This is a genomic window from Caballeronia grimmiae (assembly GCF_000698555.1).
GTDB lineage: Bacteria > Pseudomonadota > Gammaproteobacteria > Burkholderiales > Burkholderiaceae > Caballeronia > Caballeronia grimmiae.
In genome coordinates, this window is the sequence record NZ_JFHE01000018.1 from 59,956 (window position 1) to 85,128 (window position 25,173).

Below are 25,173 nucleotides of genomic sequence, written 5' to 3' on the forward strand. Positions count from 1 at the left end.
CCGCGCTGCGAGTGACTTACTTGAACGCCCGCACTTCCTGCTGCAGACGTTCGAGGAATGCGTCGACCGGCATCACGCCCAGATCGACACCGCCACGAGCACGCACGGCTACGGTTTGCGCCTCACGCTCCTTGTCCCCGACAACCAGCAAATACGGGATCTTTTGCAGCGTGTGCTCGCGTATTTTATAGCTAATTTTCTCGTTGCGCAAATCGCTCTCTACTCTAAGCCCTTGTTTTTGCAACGATTGGGCCAAAGATGCCGCATATTCGGACTGACTTTCGGCAATATTGAGCACGACGGCCTGCACCGGCGACAGCCACGGCGGCATTGCGCCGGCGTGATGCTCGATCAAAATGCCGAGGAAACGCTCCATCGAGCCGACGATCGCGCGGTGAAGCATGACCGGACGGCGACGGCTGTTGTCCTCCGACACGTACTCCGCGCCGAGGCGCTCCGGCAGCACCATGTCGAGCTGCAGCGTGCCGCACTGCCACGAACGGCCGAGCGCGTCCTTGATGTGGTACTCGATTTTCGGACCGTAGAACGCGCCCTCGCCCGAAAGCTCTTCCCATTGCAGGCCGCAAGCGGTCAGCGCTTCGCGCAGACCCTGCTCGGCGCGATCCCAGATTTCATCGGTGCCCGCGCGCTGCTCGGGACGCAGCGACAGTTTGATGTCGATGTGATCGAAGCCGAAGTCCTTGTACACGCTCATCGCGAGCGTATTGAACGCAATCGACTCCGCGATGAACTGGTCTTCGGTACAGAAAATGTGTGCGTCGTCCTGGACGAAGCCGCGCACGCGCATGAGGCCGTGCAACGCGCCCGACGGCTCGTTCCGATGGCACGAACCGAACTCCGCGTAACGCAGCGGCAAGTCGCGATACGAGCGCAGGCCGTGATTGAACACCTGCACGTGACCGGGGCAGTTCATCGGCTTGATGGCGTAGTCGCGCTTTTCCGATTCGGTCGTGAACATGTTTTCACGATAGTTCTGCCAGTGGCCCGATGCTTCCCACAGCGAACGGTCCATGACCATCGGGGTCTTGATCTCCAGATAGCCGGCCTCGTTCACGCGACGGCGCATGTACTGCTCGACCTGCTGCCAAAGCGACCAGCCCTTCGGATGCCAGAACACCATGCCCGGCGCTTCGTCCTGCAGGTGGAACAGGTCGAGTTGCTTGCCGAGCTTGCGGTGATCGCGCTTTTCCGCTTCCTCGAGCATGTGCAGGTACTGATCCTGGTCTTCCTTTCTGGTCCAGGCAGTGCCGTAAATGCGCTGCAGTTGCTCGTTCTTCGAGTCGCCACGCCAGTACGCGCCCGCGACCTTCATCAGCTTGAAGACTTTCAGCTTGCCGGTGGACGGCACGTGCGGGCCGCGGCACAAGTCGATGAAATTGCCGTGCGAGTACAGGCGAATCTCGTCGCTTTCCGGAATCGACTGGATGATTTCGGCCTTGTACCCCTCGCCGATGCTCTTGAAGTACTCGACCGCTTCATCGCGCGACACGACACGGCGCGACACCGGCTCGTTCTTCTGCGCGAGCTCCTGCATGCGCTTCTCGATCTTCTCGAGATCGTCGGGCGTGAAAGGACGGTTGTACGCGAAGTCGTAATAGAAGCCGTTGTCGATGACCGGCCCGATGGTCACCTGCGCCTCGGGGAACAGATCCTTGACCGCGTACGCCAGCAAGTGCGCGGCGGAATGACGAACGACATCGACGCCTTCAGGGTCCTTGTCCGTGACGATGGCAAGCGACGAATCCTGGTCGATGACGTAAGAGGTATCGACGAGTTCGCCATTCAGCTTGCCGGCGAGCGCCGCCTTGGCCAAGCCCGCCCCGATCGATGCCGCGACTTCCGCGACGGTCACCGGGTGGTCGTATTGGCGGACCGACCCATCAGGCAATCGTACCGAAACCATTTCGTTCTCCAAGACGCCGGCCGTGGCCTGGCGAGTTCGACTAAGCACTGCCCCGCGATATCGATATCAGAAACCGGGGGACAAAAAAAATGCGGCCCCGCTATCGAGGGGCCGCATTCACTTTTCACACATACCGCAAAATAGAAAAGGGCAGAAGGCGAAAGAGGTCCTCGACTAGCGTCGCTCCGAATTTGTTTCGGTCAACGTTCGAAGTGCCATTTCGCTGTTCGCCTTTTGCGCCGAAGCGCTTTTGCGGAGTGAAACTTCGTGAACCGGGATTCGCCGAAGTTTCGTTTTCGTTGGTAGGCTCGATTGGACTCGAACCAACGACCCCCACCATGTCAAGGTGGTGCTCTAACCAGCTGAGCTACGAGCCTGAAAGAAGTGAGATTATATGGAGCGTTTCGAATCTTGGCAAGTGTTTCTGCGCAATGAAATGAAAAAGATTCGTCGATCGTTCACTTCGACGCGCAATATCGCTCATGCGCGCCGCGATGCGCGAATAACGCCCTGCACTTCACCGAGCAGCGTGCACGCGCGCTGAATCTGCGCCGAATTCGATACCTCCACCGTGAATTGCATATATGCAATGTTCCGGCGGCTTTGGCTCTTCACGCCGATCACGTTGATCTTTTCACGCGCGAACACTTCGGAGATATCGCGCAGGAGCCCTTGCCGATCCGCCGACTCCACCGACAGATCGACCGGATATACCGACGATCCGCGCCCGTTCATCACCTCGGCGGACCATGTCGTATGCAGCACGCGTTCGGGCGAACGCTGCGCCATGCGCTGGAACGTCGTGCAGTCCGCGCGATGAATCGACATGCCTTTGCCGCGCGTCACGAAGCCCGCGATCGGATCGGGCGGCGCGGGACGGCAGCAGCGCGCGAGCTGCGTGAGCAAGGCATCCACGCCGACGACCAGCACGCCCGTCGATGCCCCTTGCGCCACGCTCTGCCCGCTGCTGCGCTTTTCGAATTGCGCGGGCGCTTCCGGCTCGGGCTCGGGCGGCGGCGCATCGGACAACGCGTGCTCGATGTTGCGCACGCTGAACTCGTCCTTAGCGACGACCGCGTACAGATCTTCCGGCGCCTTGAAGCCGAGCTTGGCCGCGAGCTGATCGAGATTGACCGACGTCTTGCCTTCGCGCTGCAGCGTCTTTTCGACGATCGCCCGGCCCTGCGCCACGTTCTCGGCCGCGTCGACCGTGTTGAACCACGCGCGCACCTTCTGCCGCGCGCGCGGGCTGTGCATGTAGCCAAGCTGCGGATTGAGCCAGTCGCGCGAGGGTCCGCCTTCCTTCACCGCGATGATCTCGACCGTCTGCCCGTTCTGCAGCGGCGTGTTGAGCGGCACCATCGCGCCATCGACACGCGCGCCCCGGCAGCGATGCCCCAGCTCGCTATGCAGGTGATACGCGAAATCGACCGCCGTCGCGCCGTGCGGCAACGCCACCACGCGAGCCTGCGGCGTCAGCACGTAAATATGGTCGTCGTCGAGCGTGGCGTCGCGCAGATGCTGCCAGCCCGGATGCTCGCCTTCGACGTCGTCCTTCCAGGCGAGAAGCTGACGCAGCCACGCGATCTTCTCGTCGTATTTCTCGCTCGCCGTCACCTGGCCTGCGTAGCCTCGCGCGCCCGCCTCCTTGTAACGCCAGTGCGCGGCCACGCCATACTCCGCGAACTGATGCATTTCATGCGTGCGAATCTGCACTTCGAAGGCGCGGCCATCGTCGCCGACGACGACCGTATGCAGCGACTTGTAGCCGTTCGGCTTGGGCCGCGAAATATAGTCGTCGAATTCGCGCGGCACCGGCTGCCACAGGTTATGCACGATGCCGAGCACCGTGTAGCAATCCTTGATGTCCCCGACGATCACGCGAAACGCGCGCACGTCGTTCAGCTCGGCGAAGTCGAGTTGCTTGCCGCGCATCTTCTTCCAGATGCTGTAGATGTGCTTCGGCCGGCCGCTCACTTCGGCCTTGATGTGCGCGGTGTCCAGTTCCTTCTGCAGCCGCGCGATGGCCCCGGTCACATACGACTCGCGCTCGACGCGCTTTTCGTCGAGCAGCTTCGCGATCCGCTTGTACGTGGCGGGGTCTTCGAAGCGGAACGACAGGTCCTCCAGTTCCCACTTCAGTTGCCAGATGCCGAGACGATTCGCGAGCGGCGCGTAGATTTCGAGCGTTTCGCGCGGCACGTCGGGCGATGGCTCCATCTTGTGCGCCGCGTAGTAGCGCAGCGTCTGCAGCCTGGACGCGAGCCGGATCAGCACCACGCGAATGTCCTGCGCGAACGCGAGCAGCATCTTGCGCAGCGATTCGACCTGCGCGCGCCGCGCCGCCTGCGCATCGCGGGTGTTGTCGGACACCGCCGCGAGCGTCGCGCGCGAGCTGACGGAGCCGAGACGCAGGAGCTTGCGCACATCGCCGACGAGCCGCTGCACTTCCGTCCCGAAGCGCTCCGCGATGACCTTCTCCGGATCGTCGAGATGAGGCGCGAGCGCAAACAGCGCGGCGGCGGCGATCGCGTACGGATCGACGTTGAGCGTCTGCATGATGCGCGCGGTGCCGGCAGCGTGATCCACCAGCGACTCGCCCGTCGAGACCCGCGCGTCCTTCGCGTGCTCGCGCACGAACGCGAGCGCGTCGTCGATGGACGGCTCCGGCAGCGTGTCGGCGAGGACGGGGGTTTCGGTCATACGGATAAAGCGACTGCTATCGGTTCATTGACGGCTTAGCTGCGTTGAGCCGCCACCACCACGACTTCGACGAGGCAATCGGGGTTGGCCAGCTTCGCCTCGACGGTGGCGCGCGGCGGCGTGTTGCCCGGCGCGACCCATGCGTCCCACACGGCGTTCATGCCGGCGAAATGCACCATGTCCGAGACGTAGATTTGCACGGACAGCAAATGCGACTTGTCGCTGTTCGCCTCTTCCAGCAGGCGGTCGATGTGACCCAGCACTTCGCGCGTCTGGCCGGTGATGTCCTGGTTCGTGTCCTCGGCGATCTGCCCGGCGAGGTACACCGTGCCGTTGTGAATCGCGATCTCGGAAAGCCGTGCGCCGACGTGGTGACGAGTGACTGCCATGTGTATGTCGATCCTTTGAAATGGTTCAAGAACAAGACCGAGCGTGAGGCGCTCAGCCCGATATTATGCCCCGCTGGCATTGTTTTCGAGAAAGAACGCCCGGGCGGTCGCGATCTGGTCGTCCGCAAGAAAGGCGGGCGCGTGGCCTGTATTGGGCACTTCCACGCTCGACACCGCCTGACCCGTCTCCTCCATCTTTCGCACCGTCTCGCGCGAGAGCAGATCGGAGCTTTCGCCGCGCACGACCAGCACCGGCGTCGCGATTGCCGCGAGCGAGCGCCACATGAACGCCTCGCCGGCCGCGTTCTGTTCCGCCGTGGTCGCGGAGAACGGCGCGGCGATGCCGGGGTCGTAGCGGAAGGTCCACGCGCCATCGTGCTCGTGCAGCAGCGGGGTGTTGATGCTCGTCCATTCGTCGCCGGTCAGCGGGCCGAACGATGCCGCGAGCGCCGCCGCATGCCGCACGCCTTCATCGAGCGATGCGAACCGCGCCGGCTTGCCGAGGTATTCGCGGATGCGCTCCAGCGCAACCGGTTCGATATGCGGTCCGACATCGTTGAGCAGCATCTTGCGGATCGGCGTGCCGGGCAGCCCGCCGAGCGCCATGCCGATGAGCCCGCCCATCGACGTGCCGAACCAGTCGACCGTTTCGACGTTGAGCCGCGCGATCAGCGTCACCATGTCGGCGACATATTGCGCGACGCCGTAGTAGCGCGAGTCCGCGAGCCAGTCCGACAGCCCGCGCCCGACGACATCCGGACACACCACGCGATATTCGTTTGAAAACGCCCTGGCGAGCCGGTCGAAGTCGCGGCCCGAGCGCGTAAGGCCGTGCACGCACAAGAGCACGCGCGGGTTCGCCGGATCGCCCCATTCCGTGTACGCGACGCGATGCAGCCCCGCCGGACTCGCGCACTGCACGAATCGCTGACGCGGCTGGTCGAGCGTGTAATGCGATGCTTCGGCAACGATGGATGCGCTCATGGGATTTCCTCGTGGAAGGTGTCGGAACGATTGTAAAGCGCCCGGCTCGCAGCCGAACGTGCGTTAGCCGAACGGCCGATGCCCGGCGCTTCGCGCAGGCTCGCAAAAAGCAAAACGGGCGAAGCCTTGCAGCCCCGCCCGCTTATCACGACGCTATATCGCCGCGTCAGCTCACGCTGCTGACATCGAGCGGCGCGCCCGTCTTGCGCTGGATTTCGTCGACGGTGACGCCGTCGGCCAGTTCGACGAGCTTGAGGCCTTGCTCGGTCACGTCGATGACGCCGAGATCCGTGATGATGCGATCGACCACACCCACGCCCGTCAGCGGCAGCGTGCACGCTTCGAGAATCTTGTGCTGATCGCCCTTCGCGACATGCTCCATCAGCACGACGACGCGCTTCACGCCCGCGACGAGGTCCATCGCGCCGCCCATGCCCTTGATCATCTTGCCGGGGATCATCCAGTTGGCGAGATCGCCGGTCTTGCTGATCTGCATCGCGCCGAGGATCGCCAGGTTGATGTGGCCGCCGCGAATCATCGCGAACGAATCCGCCGACGAAAAGATCGACGAGCCCGGCAGCGTCGTCACTGTCTGCTTGCCGGCATTGATGAGATCGGCGTCGACTTCTTCTTCATACGGCGACGGGCCGATGCCGAGCAGTCCGTTCTCCGACTGCAGCCACACTTCGACGCCCTGCGGCACGTGATTGGCAACGAGCGTCGGCAAGCCGATGCCCAGATTCACGTAGAAGCCGTCCTGCAATTCCTTCGCCGCGCGCGCGGCCATCTGGTCACGAGTCCAAGCCATGGTCATTCTCCTTTCGCGCGGACGATGCGTTGTTCAATGCGCTTTTCCGGATGCGCGTTCAGGACGAGCCGTTGCACGAAGATGCCCGGCGTATGGATTGCGTCTGGATCGAGTTCGCCGACTTCGACGATTTCCTCGACTTCCGCGACGGTGATCTTGCCGGCCATCGCGCACATCGGATTGAAGTTGCGCGCCGTGCGGCGATAGATCAGATTGCCCGACTTGTCGGCCTTCCACGCCTTGACGAGACCGACGTCCGCCGTCAGCGAATGTTCGAGCACGTAGTGGTTCTCGCCGAACTGACGCGTTTCCTTGCCGTCCGCGATCACCGTGCCGTAGCCGGTGTTGGTGAAGAACGCCGGGATGCCCGCGCCGCCCGCGCGCAGCTTCTCCGCGAGCGTGCCTTGCGGCGTGAATTCGAGTTCCAGTTCGCCGGCGAGATATTGCCGCTCGAACTCCTTGTTCTCGCCCACGTACGACGAAATCATTTTCTTGATCTGGCGCGTTTCGAGCAGCAGGCCAAGCCCGAAGCCATCGACGCCCGCGTTGTTGCTGATGCAGGTGATGTCCTTCACGCCCGAGTCGCGCAGCGCCGCGATGAGCGCTTCAGGGATGCCGCACAACCCGAATCCGCCGACGGCGAACGTCTGCCCGTCCTTGACGATGCCATCGAGCGCTTCTTTCGCGCTGGGATAGACCTTGTTCATCTGTTCGTCCCTTCCATGTGTGAACCCGACTGAAAACCGTTTTTTTCTCCGCCGTCCGGATCGATCCGGCGGCGTTTTGATTGGCGAAAAGAGTACGCTGCGCAGTCCATCCGGCACAATACGCAAAAATACATAAGTCATTGCCCGCGCGCGTTGGTTCCTCGAGCGGCCGGGCGCCCGATTCCACATGCGTGCACTGGATTATCAAACCGCGTTTCACCTCGCGCCCGTCGGCCTCGTCCTCTCGCGGGAGCGGATCATCGAGGATTGCAACGAGCAGGTCTGCGCGATCTTCGGTTTTGCGCGCGAGGCGCTGATCGGCCAATCGTTCGAGGTGCTGTATCCGACGCCGGACGAATTCGCGCGCATCGGCGAGCGCATCGCCGCGCACATCGTGGATCGCGGCACGTATGGCGACGATCGCATCATGAAGCGCTCGAACGGCGAACTGTTCTGGTGCCACGTCACCGGCCGCGCGCTGGATCGCGCCGCGCCCCACGCGGCCGGCGTGTGGACGTTCGAGGATTTGAGCGCGACACGGCGCGTCGCGATCGAACTGACGCCACGGGAACGCGAAATCGCCGCGCAGCTCGTGACGGGCAAGACGAGCAAGCAGATTGGCCGCGTGCTCGACATCAGCCCGCGCACGGTTGACATCTACCGCGCGCGCCTCATGCGCAAATACGACACCGGCAACGCGACGGAACTGCTGCAGCGGCTGCTCGGCAACTGAACGGGGCGCTGCCGTGCCCGGTTACTGCGCGACGGGCGCGCCGGTCTCGATGATCTGCCGCAACAGATCCGGAATCGGCACCGACTTTTCCGCCGCATAGTCGATCCACACGATCTTTGCCGCGCCCCTCGCGTAGAGCACGCCGGGCGCGTCCGCGCGATACAGCTCGAAGCGCGTATCGAAGCTGCTGCGGCCGGGCTTGCCGGCCGACATCCGCGCCACCACGTCGCCGGGATAGTGCAATTGCTTCAGAAACTCCATCGATGCATTGACGATCACCGGCCCCTGCCCTTCGCCGTTGCCGCCCGCGATGCCGATTTCCTCGAACCACGAAATCCGCGCCTGCTCCATGTAGCGGAAATAGACGGTGTTGTTGACGTGGCCGAAAGCGTCCATGTCGCCCCAGCGGATCGCCATGGACATCTCGAAAACGGTGTGAAAGTCGCTGTCGTTGCTTGTGTTGCTCATCGGGTGATGGTTCCAGTGTCGAAAAAGGCGTCGCGCCGCGGCACTGGAAAAAGCAACCCGTGCGCCCGGCGCGTCAGAGCGAGAAACCGTCGTCCGCCGATATCACCGAGCCGTTCATGAACTGCGATTCGTCCGCCGCGAGCAGCAGCAGCAGGCCGTCGAGGTCCTCGGGGGAGCCCACGCGGCGGCGCGGCAGCATCGAAACGAGCCGCTGGCCCTGTTCGGTCTTCCAGTGATGATGGTTGATCTCGGTATCGATATAACCCGGGCAGATCGCGTTTACGTTGATGCCGTGGCGGCCCCATTCGAGCGCCATGGCCTTGGTCATCTGCACGACGGCGGCCTTGCTCATCGAATAAAGACCGATCTGCGGAAAGGCGCGCAGACCCGCCACCGACGCCACGTTGATGATGCGGTAAGCCGGCTTGGCCGCGCCGTTGCCGCGCATGATCATGCGCTTGGCCACTTCCTGCGCGACGAAGAACGCGCCGCGCACGTTGGTGCCGAAGACGAATTCGAAGTCGGCGGGCGTGGCGTCCGTCAGCTTTTGCGTGGTCGAGACGCCCGAGTTATTGACGAGAATGTCGATGGTACCGGCTTCCGTCTCGGCGTGCGCAACCGCCGACTTGACGCTCTGATAGTCGGTCACGTCGAGCGCGACGACATGCGCCGCGCCGCCCGACGCCTCGATTTCCGCGCGCAGTTCCTTCAGGCGCTCCGTGCGGCGGCTGGCGAGCACGACTTTCGCTCCCGCCTGCGACAACACCTGCGCGAAACGCTTTCCGAGTCCACTGGACGCGCCGGTGATCAGCGCGACCTTGCCTTCCAGGTTGATCGAACGGCCCATTGTGCTTCCTTGTTGTACGGTTGATTCAGCCTCGGCGGATGCCCCGTCAGCGCGATGCACGCCGCCGCGGCACTTGACGAAGATACCCATACCACGGCATCACGCAAAATAGTACGATCGTGCCAAATGAGTGACCTTCGGTTGCAGCCCGCCTGACGTTCGCTGACAATACGCGATCTTGAAAGGCCATTCTAACGGTAGAGAGGAGCATTGATGACCCCGGCGAGCCTTATCGAGCAGTACGGTCCCCGCGAATCGATGGAATACGACGTCGTGATCGTCGGCGGCGGGCCAGCCGGTTTGTCGGCTGCCATTCGCCTGAAGCAACTGGCCGAGGAGCGCGGCGTCGAAATCGGCGTCTGCGTGCTGGAAAAAGGCTCGGAGATCGGCGCGCACATTTTGTCCGGCGCGGTCATGGACCCGCGCGGCCTGTCCGAGCTGATCCCCGACTGGAAGGAAAAAGGCGCTCCGCTCGACGTCGAAGTGACGGAGGATCGCTTCCTGTTCCTGTCGCCGACCGGCGCCAAGCAGGTGCCCAACTGGCTGCTTCCCGACAACTTCAAGAACCACGGCAACTACGTCATCAGTCTGGGCAACGTCACGCGCTGGCTGGGACAACAGGCCGAAGCGCTCGGCGTCGAAATCTTCCCCGGCTTTCCGGCAGCCGAAGTGCTCTACGGCGACGACGGCGCGGTCAAAGGCGTGATCACCGGCAACATGGGCATCGGCAAGGACGGCGAGCCGACCGAGAACTTCCAGCTCGGCATGGAGCTGCACGGGAAGTACACGATCTTCTGCGAAGGCGCGCGCGGGCATCTCGGCCGTCAGTTGATGGAGAAGTTCAAGCTGAACCAGAACGCCGATCCGCAGGTGTACGGCATCGGCATCAAGGAGCTGTGGGAGATCGATCCGGTCAAGCACAAGCCGGGGCTCGTCATTCATACGGCCGGCTGGCCGCTCGATCCCGACACGTACGGCGGCTCGTTCCTCTATCACATGGACAACAACCAGGTGGTCGTGGGCTTCGTCGTGGGACTGGGCTATTCGAACCCGTATCTTTCGCCGTTCGAAGAATTCCAGCGATACAAGACGCATCCGTCGATCCGCGCGTTCCTCGAAGGCGGCAAACGCATCTCTTATGGCGCGCGGGCAATTACCGCAGGCGGGCTGATGTCGCTGCCAAAGCTCGTGTTTCCGGGCGGCGCGCTTGCGGGCGATGACGCCGGTTTCCTGAATGCATCGCGCATCAAGGGCAGTCATGGCGCGATCAAGTCGGGCAAGATGGCCGCCGAAGCCGCGTTCGAAGCCGTTCAGGCTGGCCGTCAGGGCGACGAACTCGCCGCGTATGCCGAAGCCTTCGACAATTCATGGCTCAAGACCGAGCTCTACCGCGCGCGCAACTTCAAGCAGTGGATGAGCAAGGGCCTGTATCTCGGCACGTTCATGGTCGGGCTGGAGCAGAAAGTGATGGGCGGCAACGTGCCGTGGACGCTGCATCACCAGCATCGCGATCACGAGATGCTGAGGCCCGCGTCGCAATGCAAGCCGATCGTCTATCCGAAGCCGGACGGCAAGCTCACGTTCGATCGTCTCTCGTCCGTGTTCATTTCGAATACGAATCACGAGGAAAATCAGCCGCCGCATCTGACGCTGAAAGATCCGAGCGTGCCCGTCAACGTCAATCTGCGCACGTATGCCGGTCCCGAAGCCCGCTATTGCCCGGCTGCGGTCTACGAATTCGTGAAAGCGGAGGACGGCGGCGAGCGCCTGCAGATCAACGCGCAGAACTGCGTGCACTGCAAGACCTGCGATATCAAGGACCCGACTCAGAACATCGTCTGGGTGACGCCTGAAGGCGGCGGCGGGCCGAACTATCCGAACATGTAAACGACAAAGGGCGCCGGTTGATGAAACCGGCGCCCTTTTCTCTTTTCCTGGCGATTACTTGCCCGGCGCGTGCGCCGCGATTTTCGGCGTGCCGACGACGACATCGCCGCATTGCGCGCGATGCCGCAGCGCGTGATCCATCAGCACCAGCGCAAGCAGCGCCTCGGCGATGGGCGTCGCGCGAATGCCGACGCACGGATCGTGTCGACCGAAGGTTTCGACGGTTGCGCTCGCGCCTGCCTTGTCGATGGAGTGGCGCGGCGTGCGGATGCTCGACGTCGGCTTGATCGCAAGCGATACCGTGATGTCCTGCCCGCTCGAGATGCCACCCAGAATGCCGCCGGCGTTATTGGTCGCGAAGCCTTCCGGCGTCATCTCGTCGCCGTGCTGCGAGCCGCGTTGGGCGACGCTCGCGAAGCCCGCGCCGATCTCGACGCCCTTCACCGCGTTGATGCCCATCATCGCGTGGGCGATGTCGGCGTCCAGTCGATCGTAAAGCGGCTCGCCCAGTCCCACGGGCACGCCGCTCGCCACGACTTCGATGCGCGCACCGACCGAATCGCCATCGCGGCGAAGGCTGTCCATGTACGCTTCCAGTTCGGGCACGACATCGGCGTTCGGCGCGAAGAAAGGATTCTCCGGCACGTGGCTCCAGTCGACGAACGGAATCGGGATCTCACCCAGCGCGCCCATATAGCCGCGCGTCTCGATGCCGAACTTCTCGCGCAGCCACTTCTTCGCGACCGCACCCGCCGCGACCGTCGGCGCAGTCAGCCGCGCCGATGACCGGCCGCCGCCGCGATGATCGCGCACACCGTACTTCTGCCAGTAGGTGTAGTCCGCGTGGCCGGGGCGAAAGGTCTCGACGATATTGCCGTAGTCCTTGCTGCGCTGATCCGTATTGCGGATGAGCAGCGCGATGGGCGTGCCGGTCGTCACGCCTTCGAACACGCCCGACAGAATCTCGACCTGATCCGGTTCCTGCCGCTGCGTGACGTGCCGCGACGTGCCCGGACGGCGGCGATCCAGTTCAAGCTGAATGTCGGCCTCCGTGAGCGCCATGCCCGGCGGGCAGCCGTCGATCACACAGCCGATCGCCGGACCGTGCGATTCGCCGAAGTTCGTGACGGTGAAGAGCGTGCCAAGGGTGTTGCCGGACATGAGCGTCGACCTGAAAAGAGTGTCGGGGAGACCGCCATTATGCCAGCGGCGCCGGGTTTATCGCCTTGCCCCGCGCAGCGCGGAGACGAGTTCGTGCAGGTGCTGGGGCGTTGCGTCGGCGGGCGCGATCGGCTCGCCGACCGCAAGCGTGAGCCGGGTCATCACGCCGCGCTTGATCGGGCGCGGCCATCGGGCGTCCTCGTGGCGCGAGAACACGCTGCCCCACAGTCCGCGCAGCGCCATCGGCACGACGGGCGCGGAATGGCGCCGCAGAATCTCCGAGACGCCATGCCGGAAGGGGTTGATCTCGCCAGTACGCGTGAGCTTGCCTTCCGGGAAGATGCAAACCAGTTCGCCGTCGTCCAGCGCGCGCTGACACGCCTGATACGCGCGTTCGAGCATGTCCGCGTCCTCGTGCGCGGGGGCAATCGGAATGGCCTTCACATGACGGAACAGCCAGCCGACGAACGGCGTGCAAAAAATCCGATGATCCATCACGAAGCGGATCGGGCGCGGGCTTTCGGCCATGATGACGACGGCATCGACGAAACTCACGTGGTTGCACACCAGCACCGCCGCGCCCTCCGGCGGGATGCGCGCCGCGTCGACGAGCCGGATGCGATAGAACGTGTGCACGAGAATCCACGCGATGAACCGCAGCAGGAATTCCGGCACGAGCGAATAGATATACACGGCGACCACCACGTTGAGCAGCGCCGTGACGAGAAACAGGCCGGGAATGCCGACGCCCATCGACGTGAGCGCGAGCGCCAGCAGCGCCGAGGCGATCATGAAGGCCGAATTGAGAATGTTGTTCGCCGCGATGATGCGCGCCCGGTGCGTCGGCTGACTGCGCGCCTGAATCAGCGCGTAGAGCGGGACGCTGTAGAAGCCGCCGAACATCGCGAGCAGGAACAGATCCGCGAGGATGCGCCAGTGCGGCATCGCGAGCAAGAATTCACTGACGCGGAGCAGATGCGACGCCGGCGCAATGCGATGACTCGCGAAGAACAAGTCGATGGCGAACACGCTGATGCCGATCGACCCCAGCGGCACCAGCCCGATCTCCACGCGTCGCTTGGACAGCCGTTCGCACAGCAGCGACCCGGTGCCGATGCCGAGCGAGAACGTCGCGAGCAGGATGGTCACGACATCGGGATTCGCGGACAGCACGTCTTTCGCGAAGTTGAAGAACGAGGTAAGGAAGGTTGCGCCGACGAACCACAGCCAGGAAATCCCGAGCAGGCTCAGAAAGACGGTGCGGTCGGACTTCGCGAGCCTGAGATTGCGCCAGGTCTCGGAAACCGGATTCCAGTTGATGCGCAAGTCCGGCTGCGACGCCGCCGACTTCGGCACGAACGCCGACGCCACGCGCCCGACGACCGCGAGCGCCACACACACGATCGCGAGCAGCAGCGCGCCATGTTCGGACGCGCCCGCCGCCGCCCCGCCGACGATCGTCCCGATGAGAATTGCGACGAAGGTGCCCATCTCGACGAGTCCGTTCCCGCCGACGAGTTCAGACGCACGCAGATGCTGCGGCAGATACGCATACTTGACCGGGCCGAACACGGTCGAATGCACGCCCATCAGGAACGTGCAGAGATACAGCAGCGGCGCGCTATGGAGCAGAAAACCCGCGCCGCCGATCAGCATCACGACGATCTCGAAGCTCTTCACGAGGCGCGCGAGCACGGCCTTGTCGTACTTGTCGGCGATCTGGCCGGACGTCGCCGAAAACAGCACGAACGGCACGATGAAGATCGCGGAAATAAGGAACGCGGCGGTCTTCGGATCGACACCCGAGAAGCGCGCGGCCTGAAACGTCACGAGCGACGTGAAGCCGACCTTGAAGACGTTGTCGTTCATTGCGCCGAGAAACTGCGTCCAGAAGAACGGCGCGAAACGGCGCTCGCGCAGGAGGCCGAACTGACCTTCTCCGTCTTCGTGCGGCCGGCGGGAATGGCGCGCCGTCTTGTCTTGCGGGGCGTCCAGAGGATTGTCACTCATGACTATCGATGTAGTTGATCCGGTGTTGATCGCCATTGCGATCGAATCCGGATGGTAACGAAACGAGATGGCGGAGAAGAGCCCGCGCCGCGGAATGTGTCTTTACGTGCGATGGCTCCAGGCGAAAAAAAGCGCGCCGCTCGGGCGCGCTGCGCATCGCCGGCTCGGGCATCGCCTGGGCGACGCCCCGAGTGTCAGCGAGCGTCCTGCTGCTCTTCCGGCCAGTCGCGAATGTAGGCCTTCAGCATGCGATTCTCGAACCCCTGCTCTTCCACGACCGCACGGGCCACGTCATAGAACGAGATCACGCCCATCAGCGCGCGATTTTCCATGACAGGCAAATAGCGGACATGGTGCTCGAGCATCATGCGGCGTACTTCGTTCACGTCCGTTTCCGGCGTGCAGGTGAGCGGGTGATCGTCCATGACCTTGCGGATGGTCGTCGCGCCGACGCCGCCGCCGTTATCGCGCAGCGTCAGGATGATCTCGCGGAATGTCAGCATGCCGACGAGATCGCCATATTCCATGACGACGAGGGAGCCGATGTCGTGCGCGGCCATGACGTTGATCGCGTCGGAGAGCGGCGTATCGGGCGTAACGGTGAATAGCGCGTTGCCTTTCACCTTCAGAATGTCGCTGACTCGCATCACTTTCTCCTTGCGAAATGCCTGTCCAGATGTCAAAGCGTTTGTGAAACCATGGGTCGATGCTATCGGAAAGGCCCGCAAAAGGAAAGCGAGGCAAGCCCGCGTTAGCCTTTCGGACAAGGCTTTGCGGCCGGGCGCACGCGTTCACCCTAGTTCGCGCGCCCCCAAGCCCGATGCTAGGATGACCGACCCCTATCCCGCCGGAGGCCAGGCGCCCCGGCCGACGACGATGCCAGCCAACCGTTTCGATACGCTCGCGCTGCATGCGGGCGCCGCACCCGATCCCGCCACCGGCGCGCGGGCCACGCCGATCTATCAGACCACCTCGTTCACCTTTCGCGACACCGATCACGCCGCCGCGCTCTTCAATATGGAGCGATCGGGGCACGTCTATTCGCGCATTTCGAACCCGACGGTGGCGGTGTTCGAGGAACGCGTCGCGGCGCTCGAAGGCGGCGCCGGGGCGATCGGCACGGCGAGCGGTCAGGCGGCGCTGCATCTGGCGATCGCGACGCTGATGGGCGCGGGCTCGCATGTCGTCGCGTCGAGCGCGCTGTATGGCGGCTCGCACAATCTGCTGCATTACACGCTGCGGCGCTTCGGCATCGAAACGACCTTCGTGCCGCCGCACGACCTCGACGCCTGGCGCGCGGCGGCGCGGCCCAACACGCGGCTCTTCTTCGGCGAGACGCTCGGCAATCCGGGCCTCGACGTGCTGGATATCGCGGCCGTCGCCGAAATCGCGCACGCGCACGCCGCGCCCCTGCTCGTCGATTCCACCTTCACGACGCCTTACCTGCTGCGCCCGTTCGAGCATGGCGCGGACCTCGTCTATCACTCGGCGACGAAGTTTCTCGGCGGTCACGGCACGACCATCGGCGGCGTGCTCGTGGATGGCGGGACGTTCGATTTCGCGGCGAGCGGCCGCTTTCCCGAATTCACCGAGCCCTACGACGGCTTCCACGGCATGGTGTTCGCCGAGGAAAGCACGGTTGCGCCGTTCCTGCTGCGCGCCCGCCGTGAAGGATTGCGCGATTTCGGGGCGTGCCTGCATCCCCAGGCGGCGTGGCAACTGCTTCAGGGCATCGAAACCTTGCCGTTGCGCATGGATCGGCATGTCGCGAATACGCGCAAGGTGATCGACTTTCTGCTCGGCTCGCCGGCGGTCGAGGGCGTGGCTTATCCCGAACTGCCGACGCATCGCGACCACGCGCTGGCCCAGCGTCTCTTGCCGCGCGGCGCGGGCGCGGTGTTCAGTTTCGACCTGCGCGGCGGGGTGCCGGCCGCGCGACGGTTCATCGAATCGCTGACGCTGTTTTCGCATCTGGCGAACGTGGGCGATGCCCGCTCGCTCGTGATCCATCCCGCCTCGACGACGCACTTTCGCATGGACGCCGCCGCGCTGCTCGCCGCGGGCATCGGGCCGGGACGGATTCGGCTGTCGATCGGACTGGAAGACCCCGACGATCTCATCGACGATCTGAAACGCGGGCTGAAAGCCGCGCAGAAAGTCATCGAAAGCGGCGATTCGAATGCCGCACCGCTCGGGAGCCGCGCATGATCCTCGATGTCGGTGGCCATCGCGCCTATGTCTACACCGGCGGCAAAGCCTTCGATCCGGCGCGTCCCGCGATCGTCTTCGTTCACGGCGCGCAGCACGACCACAGTGTGTGGGCGTTGCAGACGCGTTACTTCGCGCATCACGGCTTCGGCGTGCTTGCGGTCGACCTGCCGGGCCACGGCCGCAGCGACGGCCCCGCGCGGCGCGACATCGGCGCGCTCGCGGACTGGCTGATCGACGTGCTCGACGCAGCCGGCGCGCCCCGCGCGATTTTCGCCGGCCACAGCATGGGCTCGCTCGTCGCGCTGGATGCCGCCGCGCGTTATCCCGAACGGACCGCGGGCCTCGCGCTCGTCGCCACCGCGGCGCCGATGACCGTCTCCGATGCGCTCCTCGATGCCGCCCGCGAGCGCGAGCCGCAAGCGATCGGCATGGTCAACCAGTGGTCGCATTCAACGATCGCCGCGAAACCTTCGAGCCCCGCACCCGGCTTCTGGCTGCAAGGGATGAACCAGCGGTTGATGGAGCGCATCGGCGCATTGGGCGAAGCGCAGCTCTTTCATACGGATTTCAGCGCATGCAACGCCTACACCGATTCGCTCGAGCGGGCGGCTTCCGTGCGCTGCCCGGTGTGCGTGCTGAGCGGCAAGCGCGATGTGATGACGCCGCCGCGCGCCGCGCGCCCGCTCGTCGATGCGTTGCGCAAGGCCGGCGCATCGGTGCGGACGATAGAACTGGAAGGCGGCCACGCGCTGATGTCGGAGGAGCCGGATGCAGTCCTCGACGCGCTGTTTTCATTCGCCCTCGCCTGCGCGAAGCCGGCTTGAGCGCGCCGCTTGCACGCGTGTGCGCGCCGCCGCAGAATGGTTCTTGCTGACGTTATCGCGTCATGCAGAACATGTCGCACGGGAGGCCGTCATCATGGCGCACACCGCACACGGCGAGCATTTCGCCAGCTTCGCCGAGTTCTACCCGTACTATCTCGACGAGCATCGCAACCTGGTCTCGCGCAGGCTGCATTTCATCGGCTCGCTCGGGGTAATCGGCTGCCTCGCGATGGCGCTCGCGACCGGCGACTGGCTGTGGCTGCCGGCCGCCGTCGTCTGCGGATACGGCTTTGCGTGGATCGGCCATTTCTTCTTCGAGAAGAATCGTCCCGCGACGTTTCGCCATCCGCTCTATAGCCTGATGGGCGACTGGGTGATGTTCAGGGACATCTGCGTCGGAAAGATAGCGCTGTGAGTCGCCGCGAGTACACGCTTCAAGCCGGCTGCTGCGGCATTGACGAAGACGGCGCTTCGCGCAGTCGCGCATTGGCTTGCGCCTGCGTGCGCGCGGCGATCAGCGTGCTGAGCGAAATGCCGAGCTTTTCGTTTTCGAGCGCGTTCATCAGTGCGTCGCGGTCGATCTGGGTGGCGTCGAGGCACAACTGATAGTCGAGTTCCTCGCGGTCGATGACGAATTCCTGGAACAGCATCGTCAGCGTGATCTGGCTCGGATTGGCGATCAGCACGTAACGCGGCATGTGCGCGTCCTCGAGCCGTCCGATCCAGCCGAGCGAATCGAGGCGCGCGATCAGGCGTGTTGAAGTATCGACCTCGCATCGGACCATCTTCGACAATTGCAGCGCGGTGTAGCCGGGCTTGCCTTCGTCGCGCGCTTCGACGAGACGCGCGAGGATTTCGAGGGCATCCAGCAGATCGCTGCCGGGAAACTCGCGCCGATGATATTGCCCGATGCGGATGGCGGGCAGCGCGGATGTCACCATTGCGCCGACGAGGGCGATCATCCAGCACAGATAGACCCACAGCAGGAACACCGGCAGCGACGCGAACGCGCCGTAGACCGCGGTATAGGTCGGAATGCTGCGCACGTAGAAGCCGAAACCGCGCTTGCTGATTTCGAAGGCGACGGCCGCGATCAGCCCGCCGACGACGGCATCGCGCCACTCCACCTTGCAGTTCGGCATGTAGACATACATGATCGTGAAGCCGAATACCGTGAGCGGCAGCGAAACGCCGGTCAGCAGCCATTCGACGACGGGCGGCATCAGGTTGTGCGAGCCCGCGAACGCGACGGAATGCGCGAAGACGTACGACGAGATCGACAGGCTGCAGCCGAAGAGAATCGGCCCGAGCGTGATGATCGACCAGTAGACGAGCACGCGCTGCGCGAACGGTCGCGCCTTCTTGACGCGCCAGATGACGTTGAACGCGGACTCGACCGTCATCATGGTCATGACGGAGGTCACGAGCAGGATGATCATGCCGACGGTCGTGAGTCCTTTTGCTTTCGATGCGAATTCGTTGAGGTACTTGAAGATCTGGCTGTTGATGGTCGCGGGCATCAGATGGTCCGCGAGAAAGTCCTGCAGCGACGCCTGGAACGAGGCAAAGATGGGGAACGCGGTGAACAGCGCGAAGGCGACGGTAGCGAGCGGCACGAGCGACAGCACGCTCGTGAACGTGAGGCTGCCGGCCACTTGCGCGACGCGATCTTCGCCGATGCGCCGCGCGACGAAACCGGCGAGGCGCTTGATTGCTGCGAGATCGATTGATAGGTGCTGCAAAACGTAATCTCCTGTCGGCCGGAGTTGGCGCTTCAGCGCCTTACTCCGGCCCCATGCAAAGCTGTCGACCACAGTTGGCGCTTTAGCGCCTTACTGTGGTCCCATGCAACGCGGTCGGCCAGAGTTGGCGCTTTAACGCCTTACTCTGGTCCCATGCAACGCGGTCGACCGGACTTAGCGCTTCACCGCGTCCCCCGATCCCACACAAAACCGCCCGTGTAACCATCACCCCGCGTCCAGGCAAATTCACTGCCGTCCCGGCTACGCCGTCCCGCCACCAAATCCACCCCAATACCTATAATAGCCGTTCACTAAAAAGGCTTTATGAACGACATCCTCGTGCTTTATTACAGCCGCCACGGCGCGACGCGCGAACTGGCGCTCGCTATCGCCCAGGGCGTCGACAGCGTGCCCGGCATGCAGGCGCGCGTGCGCACCGTGCCGCCGGTCTCGACCGTCTGCGAAGCGACGCAGCCCGACATTCCCGCCGACGGCCCGCCGTACGCCGAACTGCGCGATCTCGAAGAATGCGCGGGCCTCGCGCTCGGCTCGCCCACCCGCTTCGGCAACATGGCGGCTTCGCTCAAATACTTTCTGGACGGCACCACGCCGCAATGGCTGTCAGGCGCGCTCGCCGGCAAGCCCGCGAGCGTCTTCACGTCGACGGGCAGCCTGCACGGCGGCCAGGAAAGCACCCTGCTCTCGATGATGCTCCCGCTTCTGCATCACGGCATGATGATCGTCGGCATTCCGTACACCGAATCGCGCCTCACGACGACGCAAAGCGGCGGCACGCCCTACGGCGCATCCCACCATGCGCGCACCGGCGACGACGCGTCCCGCCAGGGCATCACCGCGGACGAGAAAGCGCTCGCCATCGCGCTCGGTGCGCGCCTTGCCCGCACGGCGCGCGATCTCGTGCGCGGCGCGCAGGCCGGCTGACCGCGATGAACGCCCGCCCAGCCGTCGACACTCCTGCACGCGGCGCATGCGCCATCGGTGCGATTGCGAGCCTCGGCGCGCTCATCGCGCTGTCGCTCGCCTGGGAATTGTGGCTCGCGCCGTTGCGTCCCGGTGCGTGGGCGCTGGCGCTGAAGGCGCTGCCGCTTGCCTGCGCGCTGCCGGGCGTCGCCAGGCGCAACGTCTATACGCTGCAATGGGCGTCCATGCTCGTGCTGCTCTACTTCGCCGAAGGCATCGTGCGCGGCATGACGGATACGGGCCTCTCCGCACGGCTCGCCTGGCTCGAAACGCTGCTTTCGCTGACCTTCTTCGTCTGCGCGATCGCTTACGTCGCGCCGTTCAAGCGCGCCGCCAAATTGCGCGGTCGATCGCAGAACGGGCAGCGAACGTGATGCTTTGTAGCACGATTCGGCCGAAGTGAGCCGCGCATCGCCCGCGCCTATGCCATTCGGCAGAGGCTCGCGCAACGCCGTGCTGCGCGATACTGTCGTCTACGCCCCAACGCACTTTTTTCCTCGCCCATGACCGCTCCTGCCGCCTCTTTCGTCGACGCCTGCATCCGCTTTCTTGGCCCGTCCCACGTTCTGACCGACCCTCGCGACACCGAGCCTTACGTCGTCGACTGGCGCAAGCGTTATCGCGGCGATGCATGCGCCGTGCTGCTGCCCGCCGACGTGCAGGAGGTGGCCGCCGTCGTGCGGCTCGCACATGAGCATCGCATCGCGATCGTCCCGCAAGGCGGCAACACCGGCCTCGCCGGCGGCGCGACACCCGATTCCACCGCCACACAGGCGGTCGTGAGCCTGAAGCGGCTGAACCGCGTGCGCGACATCGATCCGCACAACAACACCATCACCGTCGAAGCGGGCGTCGTGCTCGCGGAAGTCCAGGCCCGCGCGAAAGGCGCACAGCGCCTCTTCCCGCTGAGTCTTGCGGCAGAAGGCAGTTGCACGATCGGCGGCAACCTTTCGACGAACGCAGGCGGCACCGGCGTGCTGCGCTATGGCAACACGCGCGAGCTCTGCCTGGGCCTCGAAGTCGTGACGCCGCAAGGCGAAATCTGGGACGGCCTGCGCGGACTGCGCAAGGACAACACCGGCTACGACCTGCGCGATCTGTTCATCGGCGCGGAAGGCACGCTCGGCATCATCACGGCTGCGGTGATGAAGCTGCATCCCGCGCCGGTCGCGAAGGTGACCGCGCTCGCGGGACTCGCGTCGCCGCACGCCGCGCTGGACTTCCTGTCGATGGCCCAGCGTCACGCCGGTCCGCTTCTGACCGGCTTCGAACTGATGTCCGATTTCTCGATGCGCCTCGTCGGCCGGCACTTTCCGCAACTGCGCTATCCGTTCGGCGAGCCGCACGCGCAGACGGTGCTGCTCGAATTGTCCGACAGTGAAAGCGACGACCACGCCCGCGCCCTCTTCGAACGCATGATGGAAGAAGCGCTGGCGGAAGGCATCGTCGAGGATGCGGTGGTCGCGGAGAATCTCGCGCAATCGCAGGCGTTCTGGAATCTGCGCGAGCACATTCCGCTCGCGCAGGCGCAGGAAGGGCTCAACATCAAGCATGACATCGCCGTGCCGATTTCGAGCATCGGCCGCTTCATCGACGAAACCGATGCGATCATCGCGCAAGCCGTGCCCGGCGCGCGCATGGTCACGTTCGGCCACCTGGGCGACGGCAATCTGCACTACAACGTGCAGGCGCCCGAAGGCGTGGATCAGAAGGCGTTTCTGACCGAGTTTCAGACGCCGATCAACGCGCTCGTCTACGAGCAGGTGCACAGGCATCGCGGCAGCATCAGCGCGGAGCACGGCCTCGGGCAATTGAAAGTGGACGAAGCGATGCACTTCAAGTCGCCGGTCGAAGTGCGCCTCATGCAGACGATCAAGGCCGCGCTCGATCCCGACAACCTGATGAATCCGGGCAAGGTCGTGCGATGGAACGCGCACGCCGGCAAGGAGAACACCGCATGAAAATCCGAGTGCTGTCCGACTTGCATCTGGAATGCGACGAGCCGCTCGCCATTCCCTATGCCGACGCCGATCTCGTCGTGCTCGCGGGCGATATCCACAACCACGCCGAAGGACTGCGCTGGGCCGCGGAGAACTTCGATAACGGCGTGCCCGTCGTCTATGTCCCCGGCAATCACGAGTATTACGACGGCGAGTTCGGCGCGATGGAAGCCGCGATGCACGACGCCGCGCGCAGCGTCGACAACGTGCACTTTCTGAACAACGCGTCGCTCGTGGACCGCAGAGGTGCGTGGCGCGTGCTCGGCACGACGCTGTGGACGGACTTCGCGCTGTTCGGATCGAGCGAGGCGCAAATCGCGAAAGCGCAGGAAGCCTGCACGAAAGTCATGCTCGACTATCGCGGTCTGATTCAGCTTGCTTGGCCCGAACCCGAAGGCGAGCCACGCTCGTTCACGCCCGACGACTCGCTCGCGCTGCATATCCAGTCGCGCGCGTGGCTCGAAAGCGAGCTGGCGAAACCGTTCGCGGGACAGACGATCGTGGTCACCCATCACGCGCCGATGCGCGAGAGCCTCGCGCCGCGCTATGCGGAAGACATCGTGTCGGCGGGCTTCATCAATCACCTGCCGACGCTCGCGCGTTCGCCCGTCGCGCTCTGGATTCACGGCCACACGCACACCGCGTTCGATTACACGGTGAACGGCACGCGCGTCGTGTGCAATCCGCGCGGCTATACCGACAGGCGCACCGGGCGGCTGGAGAATCCGCAGTTTGCATGGGATAAAGTCGTCGAAATCTGATGCTTCGAAGCGAGGATAGTCATGTGCGGCCGAATCAGCCAGTACCGACTGCCGGCGCATTACGCGCAGCGCCTGCATCTGAAAGATCCATTCGTGCTCGTCGATGCCGCCGACCGTCGCCCCGGCTATAACCTGTCGCCCGGCACGCATCCGCTCGGGATTTTCCCGGACGAAACCATCCGCGCCGTGCATTGGGGATATTGCCCGCCGTGGGCGGTGCGCAAGAAGCTGCCGCAGACAATCAACGCGCGCGTCGAAACAGCGTCGACCAGTGCGTACTTCAAGGACTTGTGGAAGAAGGCGCGCATTCTCGTCCCCGCCGATGGCTGGTTCGAATGGCGCATCGAGCCTGCGCCGGGCGATGCGGCCGGCAAGCCGTTCAAGCAGCCGTACTTCATCCAGCGCGCCGACGGCGAGGCGATGTTCCTCGCCGCGCTCACGAGCGTCTTGCGCGAGCAGGACGCGGCGGCGCCGGGCGCGGGCTTCGTCATCGTGACGTCGAAGGCGGACGAAGGGCTCGTCGATGTGCACGATCGCCGCCCGCTCGTCTTCTCACCGGCGGCTGCACGCCGATGGCTCGACGCGGGCGCATCGTCCGACGATCTTCATTCGCTCGTGAGAACCGACGGCGTGCCGGCGTCGCATTTCGTCTGGCATCGCGTGACGAGCGACGTCAATCGCACCGTCAACGACGAACCGCGCCTCATCGAGCGGCTGGAAACGTGAATGGAATCAGCGCGGGTGACGATCGCGCCGGCCGTCGTCGATGCGCACCGGTACGAGCCGCTGCTTCGCCTGACGCTCGGACTGGGCGCGCATGGCGTTGAAGAGATCGCGCGAAGCGGGGATGGCGATCAGGACGAGAAGCGCGGCAAGGGCGAAGAGAAGAGGCGTGCTCATGTGACGTTTTCCCGAAGAAGCGGTGAGGACGAGTGCAAACGGTATCAAAGCTGCGGCCGAAACGGGAGTAAGCAAGTGTTGCGCCGCACGAAATTTCGTAACCGAAGCTGCGCGGCCGCCAAATCAGGCCGCAACGAACTCCTTGAGTGATTCCGCGTCGGCGTCGAGCGTCGCTGGCAACGCCTCGCGCAGGAATTCCACCCACGTCCGGATTTTCGCGTCGAGATACTGGCGCGACGGATACAGCGCGTAGACATTCAGCTCCTGCATCGTGTATTGCGGCAGCACGCGTACCAAGGTGCCCGCGCGCAGCCCCGGCAGCGCCGAAGATGTCGGCAGCACGCCGATACCCATGCCCTCGCGAACCGCGACGGCCATCGCTTCGGCCACGTTCACGGTGAAGTTCGCCGGGCCGAGCGTCACCGTTTCCTGACCGTTCGGGCCATCGAAGACCCAGTGGCCAGGTGGAAACACCGGCGTCATCAGATGCAGGCACGTATGACGCGCGAGATCCGACAGCACTTGCGGCGCGCCATGCATCTCGATGTACGCCGGCGACGCGCACGCGATGCTGAACACCGTCCCGAGCCGCGCCGACACGAGGCCCGAATCGGGCAGATCGGACGCCAGCACGAGCGACACGTCATAGCCCTCGTCCAGCAGATCGGGCACGCGCTGCGCAAGCGTCAGATCGACCTGCACCGAGGGATGCCGCTGCTGATAACGGCAGATCATCGGCACGATGTAATGCTGGCCGAAGCTCGTCATCGAATGCACCTTGAGCTTGCCGGCGGGCCGCGCGTGCGCGTCGCTGGCTTCGGCTTCGGCCTGATCGACATAGGCCAGTATCTGCTCGCAGCGTTGCAGATAACGCTCGCCCGCTTCCGTCAGCGCGATGCGGCGCGTCGTGCGGTTGAGCAGGCGCGTGCGCAGATGCGCTTCGAGATCCGATACGGCCCGCGAAGCGTACGCCGTCGTCGTGTTCAGATGTTGAGCCGCGCCGGTGAAACTGCCGGCTTCGACCACGCGTACAAAGACGCGCATGTTTTGAAGCGTATCCATAGAGGCTTTCGACTCGCTCTCGTCTTGATTCCGAAGGCATTGTTGCACGGCCTGTAAGGTCGATTATCACG

Annotated in this window: 24 protein-coding genes and 1 tRNA gene; 10 read left to right on the forward strand and 15 right to left on the reverse strand. The window is 64.2% G+C overall.

The genetic code is table 11. The annotated features are described in order from the left end of the window. Window positions 1–16 precede the first annotated feature (16 nt). The 7 genes from thrS to BG57_RS18650 form a co-directional block, all read right to left on the reverse strand. Window positions 17–1,924: a threonine--tRNA ligase gene (gene thrS, locus BG57_RS18620; protein ID WP_035967074.1), complete on the reverse strand. Its 1,908-nt coding sequence runs from the start codon at window positions 1,922–1,924 to the stop codon at window positions 17–19. 300 nt (window positions 1,925–2,224) lie between these two features. Beyond that, window positions 2,225–2,301 (reverse strand) — tRNA-Val (locus BG57_RS18625). Between the two features lie 103 nt (window positions 2,302–2,404). After that, complete coding sequence (locus tag BG57_RS18630) at window positions 2,405–4,627, reverse strand: RelA/SpoT family protein (protein WP_035967011.1); 2,223 nt, start codon at window positions 4,625–4,627, stop codon at window positions 2,405–2,407. A gap of 35 nt (window positions 4,628–4,662) precedes the next feature. Continuing rightward, window positions 4,663–5,016: a RidA family protein gene (locus BG57_RS18635; protein WP_035967012.1), complete on the reverse strand. Its 354-nt coding sequence runs from the start codon at window positions 5,014–5,016 to the stop codon at window positions 4,663–4,665. A 63-nt stretch (window positions 5,017–5,079) separates the two neighbouring features. Further along, a complete protein-coding gene (locus BG57_RS18640) occupies window positions 5,080–6,000 on the reverse strand; it encodes an alpha/beta fold hydrolase (RefSeq protein ID WP_052005885.1) in 921 nt (306 codons plus the stop codon). Between the two features lie 166 nt (window positions 6,001–6,166). Then, window positions 6,167–6,808 carry a CoA transferase subunit B gene (locus BG57_RS18645; RefSeq protein WP_035967013.1) on the reverse strand — a complete coding sequence of 214 codons (642 nt, stop codon included), beginning with the start codon at window positions 6,806–6,808 and terminating at the stop codon, window positions 6,167–6,169. A 2-nt stretch (window positions 6,809–6,810) separates the two neighbouring features. After that, complete coding sequence (locus BG57_RS18650; protein WP_035967015.1) at window positions 6,811–7,515, reverse strand: CoA transferase subunit A; 705 nt, start codon at window positions 7,513–7,515, stop codon at window positions 6,811–6,813. A gap of 187 nt (window positions 7,516–7,702) precedes the next feature. On the opposite strand from BG57_RS18650, the gene BG57_RS18655 reads away from it, so the two are divergent. Beyond that, complete coding sequence (locus BG57_RS18655; protein ID WP_035967017.1) at window positions 7,703–8,248, forward strand: LuxR C-terminal-related transcriptional regulator; 546 nt, start codon at window positions 7,703–7,705, stop codon at window positions 8,246–8,248. A gap of 21 nt (window positions 8,249–8,269) precedes the next feature. On the opposite strand, the gene BG57_RS18660 is transcribed toward BG57_RS18655, so the two are convergent. Further along, window positions 8,270–8,716, reverse strand: coding sequence for an acyl-CoA thioesterase (locus tag BG57_RS18660; protein WP_035967019.1), 447 nt, complete (start codon window positions 8,714–8,716; stop codon window positions 8,270–8,272). A 73-nt stretch (window positions 8,717–8,789) separates the two neighbouring features. Further along, window positions 8,790–9,563: an SDR family oxidoreductase gene (locus tag BG57_RS18665; RefSeq protein ID WP_035967020.1), complete on the reverse strand. Its 774-nt coding sequence runs from the start codon at window positions 9,561–9,563 to the stop codon at window positions 8,790–8,792. A gap of 213 nt (window positions 9,564–9,776) precedes the next feature. Here BG57_RS18665 and BG57_RS18670 point away from each other — a divergent pair, with 213 nt between their 5' ends. Beyond that, window positions 9,777–11,450 carry an electron transfer flavoprotein-ubiquinone oxidoreductase gene (locus tag BG57_RS18670; RefSeq protein ID WP_035967021.1) on the forward strand — a complete coding sequence of 558 codons (1,674 nt, stop codon included), beginning with the start codon at window positions 9,777–9,779 and terminating at the stop codon, window positions 11,448–11,450. 54 nt (window positions 11,451–11,504) lie between these two features. Here BG57_RS18670 and aroC read toward each other — a convergent pair whose 3' ends face one another. From aroC to BG57_RS18685, 3 genes are all read right to left on the reverse strand, one after another. Then, entirely contained in the window at window positions 11,505–12,611 is a 1,107-nt protein-coding gene (gene aroC, locus BG57_RS18675) for a chorismate synthase (RefSeq protein WP_035967023.1), read from the reverse strand. Between the two features lie 57 nt (window positions 12,612–12,668). Continuing rightward, complete coding sequence (locus tag BG57_RS18680) at window positions 12,669–14,621, reverse strand: MFS transporter (RefSeq protein ID WP_035967024.1); 1,953 nt, start codon at window positions 14,619–14,621, stop codon at window positions 12,669–12,671. Between the two features lie 194 nt (window positions 14,622–14,815). Next, on the reverse strand, window positions 14,816–15,268 hold the full coding sequence (locus tag BG57_RS18685) for a CBS domain-containing protein (RefSeq protein WP_035967026.1): 453 nt from the start codon (window positions 15,266–15,268) through the stop codon (window positions 14,816–14,818). 229 nt (window positions 15,269–15,497) lie between these two features. On the opposite strand from BG57_RS18685, the gene BG57_RS18690 reads away from it, so the two are divergent. The 3 genes from BG57_RS18690 to BG57_RS18700 all read left to right on the forward strand — a co-directional run bounded on the left by BG57_RS18690 (window position 15,498) and on the right by BG57_RS18700 (window position 18,071). After that, the gene (locus tag BG57_RS18690) at window positions 15,498–16,829 is read left to right on the forward strand and encodes an O-acetylhomoserine aminocarboxypropyltransferase (RefSeq protein WP_035967078.1); all 1,332 of its coding nucleotides are present in this window, start codon (window positions 15,498–15,500) and stop codon (window positions 16,827–16,829) included. Next, a complete protein-coding gene (locus BG57_RS18695; RefSeq protein WP_035967028.1) occupies window positions 16,826–17,656 on the forward strand; it encodes an alpha/beta fold hydrolase in 831 nt (276 codons plus the stop codon). The genes BG57_RS18690 and BG57_RS18695 overlap by 4 nt, the downstream gene beginning before the upstream one ends. Window positions 17,657–17,750: 94 nt before the next feature. Further along, window positions 17,751–18,071: an Mpo1-like protein gene (locus BG57_RS18700; RefSeq protein WP_035967080.1), complete on the forward strand. Its 321-nt coding sequence runs from the start codon at window positions 17,751–17,753 to the stop codon at window positions 18,069–18,071. A gap of 19 nt (window positions 18,072–18,090) precedes the next feature. Here BG57_RS18700 and BG57_RS18705 read toward each other — a convergent pair whose 3' ends face one another. Then, window positions 18,091–19,398: a YihY family inner membrane protein gene (locus BG57_RS18705; RefSeq protein WP_035967030.1), complete on the reverse strand. Its 1,308-nt coding sequence runs from the start codon at window positions 19,396–19,398 to the stop codon at window positions 18,091–18,093. Window positions 19,399–19,722: 324 nt separating this feature from the next. Between BG57_RS18705 and wrbA the strand changes: the two genes are divergently transcribed. The 5 genes from wrbA to BG57_RS18730 all read left to right on the forward strand — a co-directional run bounded on the left by wrbA (window position 19,723) and on the right by BG57_RS18730 (window position 23,866). Next, window positions 19,723–20,340 (forward strand): NAD(P)H:quinone oxidoreductase, encoded by a 618-nt coding sequence (gene wrbA / locus BG57_RS18710; protein ID WP_035967031.1) that lies wholly within the window; start codon window positions 19,723–19,725, stop codon window positions 20,338–20,340. Window positions 20,341–20,345: 5 nt separating this feature from the next. Beyond that, window positions 20,346–20,753 (forward strand): DUF2069 domain-containing protein, encoded by a 408-nt coding sequence (locus BG57_RS18715; protein ID WP_035967032.1) that lies wholly within the window; start codon window positions 20,346–20,348, stop codon window positions 20,751–20,753. Between the two features lie 129 nt (window positions 20,754–20,882). Further along, complete coding sequence (locus BG57_RS18720) at window positions 20,883–22,340, forward strand: FAD-binding oxidoreductase (RefSeq protein ID WP_035967033.1); 1,458 nt, start codon at window positions 20,883–20,885, stop codon at window positions 22,338–22,340. Continuing rightward, window positions 22,337–23,140, forward strand: coding sequence for a metallophosphoesterase (locus BG57_RS18725; RefSeq protein WP_035967082.1), 804 nt, complete (start codon window positions 22,337–22,339; stop codon window positions 23,138–23,140). The genes BG57_RS18720 and BG57_RS18725 overlap by 4 nt, the downstream gene beginning before the upstream one ends. Before the next feature lie 21 nt (window positions 23,141–23,161). Next, window positions 23,162–23,866, forward strand: coding sequence for an SOS response-associated peptidase (locus BG57_RS18730; RefSeq protein ID WP_035967034.1), 705 nt, complete (start codon window positions 23,162–23,164; stop codon window positions 23,864–23,866). Window positions 23,867–23,872: 6 nt separating this feature from the next. Here the strand turns inward: BG57_RS18730 and BG57_RS33080 are convergent, their stop codons facing one another. Next, window positions 23,873–24,040 carry a hypothetical protein gene (locus BG57_RS33080; protein ID WP_160174739.1) on the reverse strand — a complete coding sequence of 56 codons (168 nt, stop codon included), beginning with the start codon at window positions 24,038–24,040 and terminating at the stop codon, window positions 23,873–23,875. Between the two features lie 123 nt (window positions 24,041–24,163). Further along, entirely contained in the window at window positions 24,164–25,102 is a 939-nt protein-coding gene (locus tag BG57_RS18735; protein WP_035967035.1) for a LysR family transcriptional regulator, read from the reverse strand. Window positions 25,103–25,173 lie beyond the last annotated feature (71 nt).

Coding starts and splice junctions, on each gene's coding strand:
- thrS (WP_035967074.1), bottom strand. CDS start 1,924: ATGGTTTCGGTACGATTGCCTGATGGGTCGGTCCGCCAATACGACCAC.
- BG57_RS18630 (WP_035967011.1), bottom strand. CDS start 4,627: ATGACCGAAACCCCCGTCCTCGCCGACACGCTGCCGGAGCCGTCCATC.
- BG57_RS18635 (WP_035967012.1), bottom strand. CDS start 5,016: ATGGCAGTCACTCGTCACCACGTCGGCGCACGGCTTTCCGAGATCGCG.
- BG57_RS18640 (WP_052005885.1), bottom strand. CDS start 6,000: ATGAGCGCATCCATCGTTGCCGAAGCATCGCATTACACGCTCGACCAG.
- BG57_RS18645 (WP_035967013.1), bottom strand. CDS start 6,808: ATGGCTTGGACTCGTGACCAGATGGCCGCGCGCGCGGCGAAGGAATTG.
- BG57_RS18650 (WP_035967015.1), bottom strand. CDS start 7,515: ATGAACAAGGTCTATCCCAGCGCGAAAGAAGCGCTCGATGGCATCGTC.
- BG57_RS18655 (WP_035967017.1), top strand. CDS start 7,703: ATGCGTGCACTGGATTATCAAACCGCGTTTCACCTCGCGCCCGTCGGC.
- BG57_RS18660 (WP_035967019.1), bottom strand. CDS start 8,716: ATGAGCAACACAAGCAACGACAGCGACTTTCACACCGTTTTCGAGATG.
- BG57_RS18665 (WP_035967020.1), bottom strand. CDS start 9,563: ATGGGCCGTTCGATCAACCTGGAAGGCAAGGTCGCGCTGATCACCGGC.
- BG57_RS18670 (WP_035967021.1), top strand. CDS start 9,777: ATGACCCCGGCGAGCCTTATCGAGCAGTACGGTCCCCGCGAATCGATG.
- aroC (WP_035967023.1), bottom strand. CDS start 12,611: ATGTCCGGCAACACCCTTGGCACGCTCTTCACCGTCACGAACTTCGGC.
- BG57_RS18680 (WP_035967024.1), bottom strand. CDS start 14,621: ATGAGTGACAATCCTCTGGACGCCCCGCAAGACAAGACGGCGCGCCAT.
- BG57_RS18685 (WP_035967026.1), bottom strand. CDS start 15,268: ATGCGAGTCAGCGACATTCTGAAGGTGAAAGGCAACGCGCTATTCACC.
- BG57_RS18690 (WP_035967078.1), top strand. CDS start 15,498: ATGCCAGCCAACCGTTTCGATACGCTCGCGCTGCATGCGGGCGCCGCA.
- BG57_RS18695 (WP_035967028.1), top strand. CDS start 16,826: ATGATCCTCGATGTCGGTGGCCATCGCGCCTATGTCTACACCGGCGGC.
- BG57_RS18700 (WP_035967080.1), top strand. CDS start 17,751: ATGGCGCACACCGCACACGGCGAGCATTTCGCCAGCTTCGCCGAGTTC.
- wrbA (WP_035967031.1), top strand. CDS start 19,723: ATGAACGACATCCTCGTGCTTTATTACAGCCGCCACGGCGCGACGCGC.
- BG57_RS18715 (WP_035967032.1), top strand. CDS start 20,346: ATGAACGCCCGCCCAGCCGTCGACACTCCTGCACGCGGCGCATGCGCC.
- BG57_RS18720 (WP_035967033.1), top strand. CDS start 20,883: ATGACCGCTCCTGCCGCCTCTTTCGTCGACGCCTGCATCCGCTTTCTT.
- BG57_RS18725 (WP_035967082.1), top strand. CDS start 22,337: ATGAAAATCCGAGTGCTGTCCGACTTGCATCTGGAATGCGACGAGCCG.
- BG57_RS18730 (WP_035967034.1), top strand. CDS start 23,162: ATGTGCGGCCGAATCAGCCAGTACCGACTGCCGGCGCATTACGCGCAG.
- BG57_RS33080 (WP_160174739.1), bottom strand. CDS start 24,040: ATGAGCACGCCTCTTCTCTTCGCCCTTGCCGCGCTTCTCGTCCTGATC.
- BG57_RS18735 (WP_035967035.1), bottom strand. CDS start 25,102: ATGGATACGCTTCAAAACATGCGCGTCTTTGTACGCGTGGTCGAAGCC.